This window comes from Rhabdochromatium marinum, assembly GCF_016583795.1.
GTDB classification, from domain to species: domain Bacteria; phylum Pseudomonadota; class Gammaproteobacteria; order Chromatiales; family Chromatiaceae; genus Rhabdochromatium; species Rhabdochromatium marinum.
Genome location: NZ_NRRS01000001.1, coordinates 15,864 through 28,609, shown reverse-complemented (window position 1 = coordinate 28,609; position 12,746 = coordinate 15,864). Strand labels below are relative to the sequence as shown.

Annotated in this window: 13 protein-coding genes; 9 read left to right on the top strand and 4 right to left on the bottom strand. The window is 58.3% G+C overall.

Going from position 1 to position 12,746, the window contains the following annotated elements:
* Positions 1-26 precede the first annotated feature (26 nt).
* From pufA (CKO36_RS00130) to pufB (CKO36_RS00115), 4 genes are all read right to left on the bottom strand, one after another.
* Positions 27-197, bottom strand: coding sequence for a light-harvesting antenna LH1, alpha subunit (gene pufA, locus CKO36_RS00130; RefSeq protein WP_200278934.1), 171 nt, complete (start codon positions 195-197; stop codon positions 27-29).
* A gap of 73 nt (positions 198-270) precedes the next feature.
* The gene (gene pufB / locus CKO36_RS00125) at positions 271-396 is read right to left on the bottom strand and encodes a light-harvesting antenna LH1, beta subunit (protein ID WP_200278932.1); all 126 of its coding nucleotides are present in this window, start codon (positions 394-396) and stop codon (positions 271-273) included.
* 85 nt (positions 397-481) lie between these two features.
* Positions 482-715, bottom strand: coding sequence for a light-harvesting antenna LH1, alpha subunit (gene pufA / locus CKO36_RS00120; RefSeq protein WP_200278931.1), 234 nt, complete (start codon positions 713-715; stop codon positions 482-484).
* A 72-nt stretch (positions 716-787) separates the two neighbouring features.
* Positions 788-931: a light-harvesting antenna LH1, beta subunit gene (gene pufB / locus CKO36_RS00115; RefSeq protein WP_200278930.1), complete on the bottom strand. Its 144-nt coding sequence runs from the start codon at positions 929-931 to the stop codon at positions 788-790.
* Positions 932-1,825: 894 nt separating this feature from the next.
* Between pufB (CKO36_RS00115) and CKO36_RS00110 the strand changes: the two genes are divergently transcribed.
* From CKO36_RS00110 to bchJ, 9 genes are all read left to right on the top strand, one after another.
* Positions 1,826-5,611, top strand: coding sequence for a magnesium chelatase subunit H (locus CKO36_RS00110; protein WP_200278929.1), 3,786 nt, complete (start codon positions 1,826-1,828; stop codon positions 5,609-5,611).
* Between the two features lie 23 nt (positions 5,612-5,634).
* Positions 5,635-6,534 (top strand): ferredoxin:protochlorophyllide reductase (ATP-dependent) iron-sulfur ATP-binding protein, encoded by a 900-nt coding sequence (gene bchL / locus CKO36_RS00105; RefSeq protein ID WP_200279179.1) that lies wholly within the window; start codon positions 5,635-5,637, stop codon positions 6,532-6,534.
* Entirely contained in the window at positions 6,535-7,239 is a 705-nt protein-coding gene (gene bchM, locus CKO36_RS00100) for a magnesium protoporphyrin IX methyltransferase (protein ID WP_200278928.1), read from the top strand.
* 298 nt (positions 7,240-7,537) lie between these two features.
* On the top strand, positions 7,538-8,314 hold the full coding sequence (gene puhA / locus CKO36_RS00095) for a photosynthetic reaction center subunit H (protein WP_200278927.1): 777 nt from the start codon (positions 7,538-7,540) through the stop codon (positions 8,312-8,314).
* Complete coding sequence (puhB, locus tag CKO36_RS00090) at positions 8,311-9,000, top strand: photosynthetic complex putative assembly protein PuhB (protein WP_200278926.1); 690 nt, start codon at positions 8,311-8,313, stop codon at positions 8,998-9,000. Before puhA ends, puhB begins: the two co-directional genes overlap by 4 nt.
* A gap of 28 nt (positions 9,001-9,028) precedes the next feature.
* Complete coding sequence (gene puhC / locus CKO36_RS00085) at positions 9,029-9,535, top strand: photosynthetic complex assembly protein PuhC (RefSeq protein WP_200278925.1); 507 nt, start codon at positions 9,029-9,031, stop codon at positions 9,533-9,535.
* 18 nt (positions 9,536-9,553) lie between these two features.
* The gene (gene puhE, locus CKO36_RS00080) at positions 9,554-10,393 is read left to right on the top strand and encodes a putative photosynthetic complex assembly protein PuhE (RefSeq protein ID WP_200278924.1); all 840 of its coding nucleotides are present in this window, start codon (positions 9,554-9,556) and stop codon (positions 10,391-10,393) included.
* Between the two features lie 374 nt (positions 10,394-10,767).
* Positions 10,768-12,120 (top strand): oxygen-independent coproporphyrinogen III oxidase, encoded by a 1,353-nt coding sequence (gene hemN / locus CKO36_RS00075; RefSeq protein WP_242469281.1) that lies wholly within the window; start codon positions 10,768-10,770, stop codon positions 12,118-12,120.
* Complete coding sequence (bchJ, locus tag CKO36_RS00070; RefSeq protein ID WP_200278920.1) at positions 12,117-12,746, top strand: bacteriochlorophyll 4-vinyl reductase; 630 nt, start codon at positions 12,117-12,119, stop codon at positions 12,744-12,746. Before hemN ends, bchJ begins: the two co-directional genes overlap by 4 nt.

Genomic DNA, 12,746 nt, shown 5'->3' with positions numbered 1-12,746 from the left:
GTTTAGCGCTGCATCTCTGTTGCGTCTTAGTTGACGAACAGCATGCCAGCCGGAGCAATTGCGAACACTGCAGCGTGAACAGCAATGGCGAGAACCAGCAGAGACAGGAACATGGGCATCAGCCAAGTGGAAGGATTAACAACCATCCATACTTTCCAGTCGTCTTGCGGGTTTTGTGGTCTTGCGATTTCGGCCATGATATGGTCCTCTTTTTAAATTAGGTGATTCGACAGCCTAGTGGATCGGCTTTTGAAGCAAATTCAGGTTCAATTAGAACCAAGGCTTGCCAGCGATGACCAGGATGTGAGCAACAGCAGCCAGACCGACAAACGCGGTGTAGGTGACTTTGAATTGCTCGTGGAATTCTTTTGCTTGATCGGGGGTAAGACCTGACATTCTCTAAGCCTCCAGATGAGGTTTTTGATTGGGAGCCGAAGGCGACCAGCTTAGCTGATCGCATTCAGCCAATATAACTGTCTGATTATTCAGCAGCAGGAGCTGGAGCTTCAGCAGGAGCTGGAGCGGCAACAGCTGGAGCAGCGTCATTTACGAACAGCATGCCTTCTGGCACGATGCTGAAGACGGCTGCGTGAACAGCGATAGCAAGAACCAGCAGAGCCAGCAGCATCGGCATCAACCAAGTTGAAGGATTGATGACCAGCCAAGTGCGATAGTCTTGCTCGTAAGGCTTGTAGTTCAGAACGTCTTGGAACATGTTTGATCTCCGTTAAAACCGAAACTTTAGCGCGAACCTTGTGAGCGAATGCGCTGCAAAGTCAAGCGGTTTTTAGAACCAGGGCTGACCGCCGATAACCAGAATGTGAGCAACTGCAGCCAGACCGACGAATGCGGTGTAGGTGATTTTGAACTGCTCGTGGAATTCTTTTGCTTGATCTGGCGTGAGGCCGGACAAACTCTTGGATTCTGCCATTAGTAGACTCTCCCTTTAGGGGTTAAAGACTTGCCGCTTTCGTGGGGCGGCGGTATTCACCACAGCATTCATTGCTGCGATGAGCGCTTTGCCCAGTGGTGCTGAAGGCGAGAGCCGGTAAGAGGCGAAGGCCTAATAGCAGTGCTGGGCTTCAAAAATCCGATTAATCCGTTAACCCTGCTCGATCCATGGGTGTCAGTTTAGCCTGACAGGATTAAATGTCAACACCGATGTACAGTTTTTTTTCGTCTGCTTGACCTGGGACCTGTGTGCTGGCGGCGGAGAAGACGAAAATACTCGGTCAAGTTGTTGATGTAGATATTAAATTTTTTGCTGCTGCTGGCTTGTTGGTAGCGTGATCTTTTTTGTTCCCGCAGCCGTGATGGGAGTGATGGCCGGCTCCGCCCGTCGGTCAAGCCCCGCCTGCGGGTGAGGCGTGGCTCAGGCTTCGCGTGAGGGCAGCGTGCGAGTGCTTCAGTCTAACCGGCTCATGCGTACTTATACTTAATACGTATAGGGTGAAGTCTGCAACCTGTCGGTTTGTGAGGCTGAAGACTGGTGCGCGGCGGCCATGTGCAGAAATCTGCTTCCGTCGGGTGTCAACCTAGCTTAACGTAAAGAAATATTGACATATCGGTCACTCGCGACTAAATTTTATACAATCAGCCGTAGAAGCCCCGCATCAGTGCAACCGCAGTCGCTTGGGGCGCCTGGGACCCACGCCCGGCCAGTCTTTGGCATTTGTGCGGATGGACGCGCGGGCTTAAGATGTCGGTTTCCGTTGGTATTAGCTTCAGTCGGGGCGGTCGGACCTGCCAGGCGCATGCCCCGGTTGGTTGCGACAGTGACACATTCGCCGTTGCGCGGCGGACAAGCGAGATCGAATCAATCGAAATGGCAAAAAAGACTTTGGCTTCGAGTTCAGAGACAGCGGGTCGGTCAGCGCCGACGCCAGTCAATGTTGTAATCGTTACCCTGGATAGCCACCTCGCCGGTGCTGCCGAGCGAGCCCAGGCGATGCTAAAGGATGAGATCCCAGGCTTGCGCCTGACGCTGCACGCGGCGGCGGAGTGGAATGACGATCCAGAGGCGCTGGAGCGTTGCCACCAGGACATTGCTCGGGGCGATATTGTGCTGGGAACCATGCTATTCATGGACGAGCATATTAAGGCCGTATTGCCAGCCCTGGAAGCGCGGCGCGAGCATTGCGATGCCCTGGTTGGTTGCATGTCGGCCGGTGAGGTCACCAAGCTGACCCGCATGGGCAAGTTCGATATGAGCGCCAATCAGGGTGGCGTGATGTCATTGCTGAAGCGCTTGCGCGGCAGCTCACGGCAGGCGGAGCAGGAAGAAGGCCAGTCGTCCAGCAATGCCAGCGACGGCGCCAAACAGATGGCCATGTTGCGCCGGATTCCCAAAATTCTGCGTTTCATCCCCGGCACCGCCCAGGATGTACGCGCCTATTTTCTGGTGCTGCAATACTGGCTGGCGGGATCGGATGAGAATGTCGCCAACATGGTGCGACAACTGGTGGATCGTTATGCCGCCGGCCCGCGCGCGGCCCTGCGTGGCAAACTCAAAACATCGGCGCCCACCGAGTATCCAGAAGTCGGCCTCTATCATCCACGCATTCGTGGGCGCGTGAGTGACAAGATCTCCAAACTGCCGGCCAAACTCCCCAAGAGTGCTGAAATCAAAGGCCAGGTGGGCCTGTTGGTGATGCGCTCCTATGTGCTGGCCGGCAATACTGGCCACTATGATGGCGTGATCAAGGCGCTGGAAGCACGCGGCCTGCGCGTCATACCGGCCTTTGCCAGCGGCCTGGATGCCCGCGCGGCCATCGAGCAATTCTTTTTTGCCAAGGGCAAGCCCTGCGTTGATGCTGTGGTGTCACTGACCGGCTTCTCCCTGGTCGGCGGCCCGGCCTATAACGATTCCGCCGCTGCTCAGGAGCTGCTGGCGCGTCTGGATGTGCCCTATCTGGCCGCGCATCCGGTCGAGTTCCAGACGCTCGAACAATGGCAGGCTTCCGATCGCGGCCTGATGCCGGTCGAGGCCACCATGATGGTTGCCATTCCTGAGCTGGATGGCTCCACGGGCCCCATGGTCTTCGGTGGTCGTTCGGCGGAAGCCTCGGAGGATCGCGCGCGTGATATGCAGCCCCAGCCCGAACGCGCCGATACCCTGGCCGCCCGTGTGGCACGGCTGATTAAACTGCGCCAGACACCGGCCAAGGATCGCAAGATCGCCGCCGTGCTGTTTAATTTCCCGCCCAATGCCGGCAACACCGGTACTGCCGCCTATCTGGCGGTGTTCGAGTCGCTGTTCCGCACGCTGCAAGCGCTCAAGGCTGACGGTTACACGGTTGAGCTGCCCAAGGATGCCGATGACCTGCGCGAGCGGGTCATTTATGGCAATGCCGCCGTGCATGGCGCCCATGCCAATGTCGCGGCGCGCATTGCCAGCGATGATCATGTGCGCCGCGAGCGCTATCTGGCTGAAATTGAAAGCCAGTGGGGCCCGGCGCCTGGTAAGCAGCAAAGCGATGGCGCTTCAATCTTTGTGTTGGGCGAGCACTTCGGTAATGTCTTCGTCGGCATTCAGCCGAGCTTCGGCTACGAAGGCGACCCGATGCGGTTGCTGTTCGACAAGGGGTTCGCGCCCACGCATGCCTTCTCAGCCTTCTATCGCTATCTGAAAGAAGACTTTGCCGCCCATGCGGTGCTGCATTTTGGTACCCATGGCGCGCTGGAGTTCATGCCCGGCAAACAAGCTGGCTTAAGCGCCGCCTGCTGGCCGGATCGTCTGATCGGCGATCTGCCCAATCTCTATCTCTATGCCTCCAACAATCCCTCGGAAGGCACCATCGCCAAGCGCCGGGCCGCCGCGACTCTGATCAGTTACCTGACCCCGCCGATTGCCAATGCCGGTCTCTATCGCGGTTTGGTGGATCTGAAAGGCTCCATTGAGCATTGGCGTGGTCTGACCCCGGAAGCTCCGGAGGAAGAACGCCGCGATCTGGCGCAGTTGATTCAGGCTCAGGGCGCGGAGTTGGATCTGTGCGATGCCGAGCCACAATGGGCGCTGGCTGAGGCTGAAAGCAAAGTCCAGCACTTGCACGATGAAATTCTGGAACTGGAATACACCCTGATTCCTTATGGCCTGCATGTGGTTGGCGAGCCACCCAATGGGCAGGAGCGTCTTGATCTGCTGATGGCGGTGTCCGAATCGACCATCGCAGGCGAGGTGGATCGTCAGGTGGTCGAGGCACTCACCGAGGGCGCCAGCCCTGAACAGGCGCTGAAAAAAGCTGGGCTGGAAGTCAACGAGGAGCAACTGGCGCGCTATGGGGAGCTGGCCAATTACAACAAGTTGCTCAGCGAGGACTATGAAACTCCCGCCATCCTGCGCGCGCTTTCGGGGCGTTTCGTCAATCCGGCTCCGGGCGGAGATCTGCTGCGCACGCCGGAGATTCTGCCCACCGGGCGCAATTTGCACGGCTTCGATCCCTTCCGGATTCCCAGTACCTTTGCGTTCAAGGAAGGGCAACGCCACGCCCAGCAGCTACTCGATCGCTACACCGAGGATGAGCATCCGCTGCCCGAGTCCATCGCCCTGGTGCTTTGGGGCACTGACAACCTGAAAACCGAGGGCGGCCCCATCGCCCAGGCGCTGCATCTGATCGGTGCTAAGCCGCGGCTGGACAGCTATGGTCGGGTGTGTGGTGCTGAGCTGACCCCGCTGGAAGAACTTGGACGCCCGCGTATCGACGTGGTGATGACTCTGTCGGGTATCTTCCGCGATCTGCTGCCGCTGCAAACCAAGTTGCTGGCTGAGGCGAGCTTCCTGGCCGCCACCGCCGAGGAGCCCATTGAGCAGAACTTCGTGCGCAAGCATGCGCTGGCCTATCAGCAGGAGCATGATTGCGACATCGAAACCGCCGCGCTGCGGGTGTTCAGTAATGCCGATGGCGCCTATGGTTCCAATGTCAATCATCTGATCGACAACAGTCGCTGGGATGAGGAAGACGAGCTGGCTGAGACCTATACCCAGCGCAAATGCTTCGCTTATGGCCGTGCCGGCAAACCGGTGCGCCAGGCCGAGTTGCTGAAAAATGTGCTGGGCAAAGTGGATTTAGCCTATCAGAACCTCGACTCGGTCGAGCTGGGCGTGACCACAGTGGATCATTATTTCGACACCCTCGGCGGCATCAGCCGCGCGGTGGGGCGTTCCAAGGGCGAGGAAGTGCCGGTTTACATCGGCGATCAGACCCGCGGTGATGGTCAGGTGCGCACCTTGGCCGAACAGGTGGCGCTGGAGACCCGCACTCGGATGCTCAATCCCAAATGGTACGAGGGCATGCTCAAGCACGGCTACGAGGGCGTGCGCCAAATCGAAGTCCATGTCACCAACACCATGGGCTGGTCGGCCACCACCGGCCAGGTGGCTCCCTGGGTCTATCAGCGCATGACCGAGACCTTTGTGCTTGATGAGGAAATGCGCGAGCGTTTGGCGGCGCTGAATCCCACGGCTTCGGCCAAAGTGGCGAATCGTCTGCTCGAAGCCCATGAGCGCAACTACTGGACGCCCGACGCCAGCACTCTCGAAGCCCTGCGTCGTGCTGGCGAGGAACTCGAGGATCGCCTGGAGGGCATTACCGAAGGAGTAGCGGCCGCGTGAGTCTTGATCGCCTTCCCGCAGGGATTTTCGGAAGTGGAACCGGCGCTCAGGCACAGCGTCCGCCCGATGGTCAGGGCAGCGTGCAGGTGCAGCTGGATCCAGACCTCAAGATTGGCAAGGCCAAGGTATTCGCGGTCTATGGCAAGGGCGGCATTGGTAAGAGCACGACCAGCTCGAACCTATCGGTGGCCTTTTCCAAGCTGGGCAAACGCGTGGTGCAAATCGGGTGCGATCCCAAGCATGACTCGACCTTCACCCTGACCAAGTCCTTGGTGCCGACCGTGATCGATGTGCTGGAGACGGTCAATTTTCATCCAGAAGAATTGCGCCTCGATGACTTCGTTTTTGAGGGCTATAATGGAGTTATGTGTGTTGAGGCCGGTGGTCCGCCGGCAGGCACTGGCTGTGGCGGCTATGTGGTGGGGCAGACAGTGAAGTTGCTTAAGCAGCATCATCTGTTCGACGATACCGATGTAGTGGTGTTCGATGTGCTCGGTGACGTGGTCTGTGGCGGTTTCGCCGCGCCCTTGCAGCATGCGGATCGTTCGGTGATTGTGACCGCCAATGATTTCGACTCAATTTTTGCCATGAACCGCATTGCCTCGGCCATTCTGGCAAAAGCCAAGAACTACAAGGTGCGCATTGCCGGGGTGATTGCCAATCGCAGTGACCAGACCGACGAAATTGATCGCTTTAATCAGGCGGTGGGACTCAAGACCCTGGCGCATTTGCGCAACCTCGATATTATTCGCCGCAGCCGGCTGAAAAAATCCACTCTGTTTGAACTGGACTCAACCCCCGAACTGGAGCAGGCCAAGGCACAGTACATGGGATTGGCGCAGGCACTCTGGGATGGCGTTGAACCGCTCCAGGTCAACCCCATGAAAGACCGCGATCTGTTTGACTTTTTAGGATTCGATTGAATGGCTAACCCGACTTATCAGCAACGCCGAGGCCAGATCGAAACCTATTTTGATCGCACCGCTGCCGAGGCCTGGAAGCGTCTGACCTCTGACGCCCCGCTGGGGCGCGTGCGCGAGACCGTGCGCCAGGGGCGTGAACTTATGCGCCAGACGCTGCTCGACTGGATGCCGGGCGATCTCAGCGGCCGGCGGTTGCTTGATGCCGGTTGTGGCACCGGGCTGCTGAGCATCGCCGCCGCGCGCCGGGGCGCGCAGGTGGTGGCCGTAGATCTGTCGCCCACCTTAACTGAACTGGCACATGAGCGTTTGCCAGCGGACATTGATCCCAGTGCCATTGAGTTTCTGGTGGGGGACATGCTCGACCCCGCGCGTGGGGAATTTGACTACATTGTGGCGATGGACTCCATCATCCATTACGAGCCCGAAGATGCGCTGGCGTTGATTCGCGGCTTTGCCGCTCAGGCGCGCGCCGGGGTGCTCTTTACCTTTGCGCCCCGTACGCCGGCGCTGGCCTTGATGCATGCGGTGGGACAGTTTTTCCCGCGCGGGGATCGGTCCCCGGCGATCGTGCCCATTGCTGAACAGAAGCTGCGCACCCTGATCGAGGCCGATGCGGGTCTGGCCGGCTGGCGGATTGGCCGCTCGGAACGTATTATTCGCGGGTTTTATACCTCGCAAGCTTTGGAGCTGGTGCCGCGCTCATGAGACTGGCCGTTTGCCAAGGTGCCCGATTAGTGCGGTGCGGCCCGGCTTTGGTTTTTCGCGCCGCAACGGCGCTGCTCGAATTCGGCGGTGGGCTCTTTGCCGTCGGAACTTTGACCGCTGCCATCTGCAGGGCGTGCAACGGTCAAAGCGGACTGCCCCTGAGAGGGCGAGGCGTTGGTCTCTCATCTCGACATCGTTTTACTGTTCGCAACCCTGATTGCGGTTGGCTCGCTTGTGCGGCACACGAGCGTGATCCTGTCGCTATCTTAAGTCAACTCTGTTAACGGAGGATCTCTGCATGCCATCTGGTTACATTACACAATATATAGACGTCGCGCAGCTGACGCTGTGGGTGTTCTGGTTCTTTTTCTTTGGTGTTGTTTACTACATCCGTCGCGAGGACAAGCGTGAGGGCTATCCTGTTGAATCCCAGCGCATGTTCGGCAAAATCAAAATGATGGAGGGTTTCCCGCCGCTGCCCAAGCCCAAGACCTTCACGCTGCCGCACAATGGTGGTGAAGTGGTGAAGCCCAGCCCGGATCGTCCGCAGTACGACTACAAGCTGGAACCAGTTGAGAACTTCCCTGGTGCTCCCTTCCAACCGGTTGGCAACCCAATGACGGCTGGTGTTGGCCCGGGCTCCTATGCCGTGCGTTCCAACAAACCGGATCTGACCCATGCCGGTGAGCCGCGCATCGTTCCGCTGCGTGTCGCCAAGCACTTCCATGTCGTGGAGCGTGATCCTGATCCGCGTGGTATGACCGTGATCGGTGCCGATGGCGCGGTTGGTGGCAAGGTAACCGAGATCTGGGTTGATCGGGCTGAGCCTCAGGTGCGCTACCTGCAATTGGAAACCAGCAACAAGAAGAAAGTGCTGGTGCCGATTAACATGTGTGTGGTGAAAGGCAAAAAGAAGGAAGTGAAAGTTCGCTCCATCAATGGCGGACATTTCAACGATGCCCCGACCCTGTCCAACTATGACCAGATCAGCCTGGCCGAAGAAGACAAGGTCACCGCTTACTATGGCGGCGGCACCCTGTACGCCACTCCGGATCGGGCGGAGCCCTTTCTGTGAGTGAGTTCGAAGTCGAGCCGATTCCCGGCTTGCCTGGGCTCCTCCCCGAGGGGGAGGAGCTGCTTTGGCAGGGTGCCCCACTGTGGGTGCCCCTGGCCAAGCGAGCTTTTCATGTTCGCTTGGTTTTGCTGTATTTTGGTTTGGTGATTCTGCTGCGGGCGGGATTTATCCTGGCCGAAGGCGAAGGTCTGGCAATGGCTGTGGGCTCCGCCCTCTGGCTTGGAATTCTGGCGCTGGCGGCAGGTTCGATTCTGTCGTTGCTCGCTTGGCTTTATGCACGTTCAACGATTTACAGCATCACGAGCCGGCGGGTGGTGATTCGCTTTGGCATGGTGGTGCCGGTGGCAGTGAATCTGCCATTTAAAAGCATCGAAAGCGCCGGCCTGCGCGTCTATGATGACGGTTCAGGCGATATTCCTCTGGCGCTGATCTCCAAGCAAAAGGTCAGTTACCTGATTATGTGGCCCAATGTCAGGCCATGGCACTTCTCCAAAGTACAGCCGATGCTGCGTGCGCTGCCTGAGGTTGAACAGGTTGCCGAGTTGCTGGCCGAAGCGCTGAAAGCAGCTGCCGATGAGGAGTCAAGTCTCCAAAAGGAGCAGGCAGCTGATCAAGCGTCGGGTCATCAGGATTCCAGTACCGCCGCACCCGCAGGCGAGTCTCTGGCGACGACATCCGCCTCCTGAGCAGGCGGCGCAACATGAGGTATAACGCTTGAGCGACCCATTCGAGGGACGCCCCTTTCCGCGTCCCGTGCTCATTGGTGCGGCGATTCTGATCAGCTTCACTATTGCTCTGGCCGCCTTCGTGCGTCTGACGGGCATTGGCAAGAGCGAGACTGAATTTGCTGCTGTGGCGGTTGATCGCGAACTCTATTTTCGGGAAATCGACCCTAAGACCATTGAAGTGATTGCCGATGGAGGGCGCATCGCCACGCTGGATGCGAACGATGACGGCTTTATCTTTGGCGTGCTGCGTGGTCTGGGGCATCATCGCAAGGTCAGCGAAGCTGACATTGACCGTCCCTATATCGTGTCTTTGCGTGTCGATGGTCGTCTACTGCTGGAGGATCCGGTTACCGGCGAACACTACGACTTGCGCGCCTACGGGGTCGATAATCAAGCGGCCTTTCGTGAGCTGCTGGACGCGACCCAGGAAGATGCCGCAGTTCCGGTCGCCAGTGCACCCAGTGTACCAGCGCAGCCGGGCACGACACATTAATTCAGTGCCGTTTCTCAGATGCTGAGCCTCGCGCTCGCAATTCTCTATGCACTCTTTTTATGGTGGTTCAGTACGGGAGTCATCCTGTTCCTGGATCGCCTGCCGCCGTCTACTTATCGCTGGAGCCTGTTTGGTGCTTCCCTGGTGGGGCTTGCCTCTGTAACCACGGTTGTTGGGATCGCCGAGCGGGTGGATATGCTGGGTGCCTATCTTGGCTTTACCAGCGGTGTGCTGATCTGGGGCTGGCTGGAAATGACCTATTTCATGGGTGCTATCACCGGACCGCGCAAGGCGCCCTGTCCTCCCGGCAGCCGTGGCCGACGGCGCTTCTGGCTGGCGATTCAGACCAGTCTCTATCATGAGCTGGCGGTTGTTGCCATCGGCTTGCTGTTATTTGCCCTGACTTGGGGCCAAGAGAATCAGGCTGCAGCCTGGACCTTTGCGGTGCTCTGGTGGATGCGCTGGAGTGCCAAGCTTAATTTGTTTTTTGGCGTGCCGAATCTAAACGAGGACTGGCTGCCAGCGCATTTGCGCTTTTTGACCAGTTATCTGGCCAAACGGCCGATGAATTTGCTGTTTCCGGTGTCGGTGACTGCGGCAACCGTGGTTATGGCACTGCTGATCGAACATGCACTGGATTTTCCGCCCGAGAGTTTTACTGCGCAGGCTGCTGTGCTGGCGGCCAGTCTATTGGCGCTGGCGATTCTCGAACATTGGTTTCTAGTGCTGCCGGTGGCGGATGCGGCCTTGTGGGATTGGGTCTTTGAGCCCAATGGCACCGCTGATGTGAATAAAGATTCCAAGCCTCCACCCTCAGTGGCATCTGTTCATGAACCTGTGCTTAGACGGGATTGTTGAGATCAATTATTGATAACTGGCGGTTAGCTGGTGTTTTGTGTTCGGCGGTAAAATTCTCGGGTTCCAATTTGGCAAAGCAGTGGCGACAGGTTTAAGCTAATATCTATAGCATCGCCGTTGGAATGTTGCCAACAAATTCATTCTGCGGTGGATTTTACCCTTTCACTTGCGAAGAAGCTTGGGAGGCGCCGTATGCATATCTTGCCGGTTCAGGCTCAGAACCCGTTGGCAGCCAATCAGCGCGACATGAAAAGTGCACGACCGACCGGTGCATCGCTTTTCATTCATGCTCGGGCACCGAGTCTTCTGCGGTCGCCAGCCTTTGTGGGGCGGCCACAGCATCACGGCGGGGTGGCAGGCCTATGACAAGCATCATGTCAGTTGATATCTCGCCGGATTTGCTGACGCGATTTAGCCGTTTTGATCGCCCCGGTATGCCGGTTCCTGCGCCCGATGTCTGGTCGGAAAACTTTACCGAAGAGGATTACCGCCAAGCCTTAAACGGCATTGGTCAGCATCCAGACGCAACCCTCGCCCTGTATCTGCATATTCCCTTCTGCCCTGGACGTTGCCTGTATTGCGGCTGCAATACAACGGTGACGCACAATAGTCAGCGTATCGACAGCTACCTTGATGCGCTTGAGCGCGAAATCAACATGGTCGCTGCGGCCGTGGCGACGGGACGGGATGTGCTGCAATTGCACGTCGCTGGCGGCACGCCCAACTACCTCAATGACGCACAGCTCACCCGCCTGGTCGAGCTGGTTGACAGCCGTTTCCGCATTCTGCCGGAAACCGAAGCCTCCATCGAATGTGACCCGCGTCGCGCCTCCGCCGGGCAGTTGGAGCTGCTGCGTGCACTGGGATTTACACGCATCACCTTCGGCGTGCAGGATCTGGAACCTCGGGTGCAGCGTTCGATCGGACGCATTCAGTCCATCGACCTGGTGCGCGATGTCTACTGGATGGCGCGTGAAGTGGGTTTCGATTCCATCGGCTTTGATCTCATCTACGGACTGCCAGAGCAAACCGCCGAGAGTTTTAAGGCCACCCTGGATGCCGTCGTGGAGATGGCGCCGGATCGGGTGGCCTGTTTCGGCTATTCGCGCGGCAACAGTCTTGCGGCGCATCAGCATGCCATCGATATTCATCAGCTGCCCGATGACATGCAGCGGCAGCGGTTGTTCGAGCAGGCGGTGAAAACCTTTATGGCTTCCGGCTATGTGTGGGTCGGGCTGGATACCTTCGTGCTGGATACCGATGAGCTGGCCATGGCGCAGGATGAGGGCCGCCTGACACGCAACTGCCTAGGCTATACTGTTATGAGCACCAACAATATCATTGGTCTTGGCACTGGTGCGGCTGGCGAGGTGCAGGGGCGCTGCGTGCAGAACGAACAGAATCTGGCCACTTGGAAGGCTAAAATCGAACAGGGGCAGCTCCCGGTGGCCCGCGGTTATCAGCTTAACACCACTGACCGGCGCCGCCGTGAGGCTATCGGTCATCTAATCTGCAATCTTGAGTTGCCGCTGGAACTGGCTGAAGGGTGCTTCGACGAGGAATACCGGCGTCTGGCCGCTTATGCCAGTGATGGGTTGGTTGATGTCGATGCCAGTCGGTTGCGCATTACCCCGACCGGTCGTTACTTGCTGCGGCATCTGTGCACGGAGCACGAGGCCTACTTCGCCTGGGATCGGGCGCGCTGGCATTTTTCGAGGTCATTGTGAGTTTTACATCATCATCGGGTCAGGAGACATCTGAAGCGGATGTCCCACGCATCGGACCCAACGCCATCATACGCGTTGGCGAGGCTTTGGCAGCGTTGCAGAGCGCTGAGACTGCAGGGCGGGTTTTTGCCACGGCCGGGTTGTCGCATTATCTGCAAACGGCGCCTTCGCAGATGGTGCCGGAGCTTGAGGTCATCGCTCTGCAGCAGGCGTTGCGTGCCGAACTCGCGCCCGATGCCGCTGCCGCCGTGTCGCACGATGCCGGGCAGCGGACCGGAGATTATTTGCTCGCCCATCGGATTCCCAAACCCGCGCAGCGCCTGCTGAAATGGCTGCCGCCGGGTCCGGCATGCCGCATGTTACTGAGCGCAGTGGCCAAAAATGCCTGGACCTTCGTGGGCAGTGGTCACTATGGATTTACCATGGGGCGCCCGGTGCGGGTCTCCATTGCGAACTGTCCCATGTGTCGCGATGCTCAGGCGGATCGGCCGCTGTGTGATTTCTATACCGGCGCCTTTGAGCGTCTGTGTCAAACCCTAGTGAGTCCAGCCGCGCATGTGCGCGAGACTGAGTGTCAGGCCCAGGGGGCTGAGGCCTGCCAGTTCGAGATCGACTGGCGGCGCTGA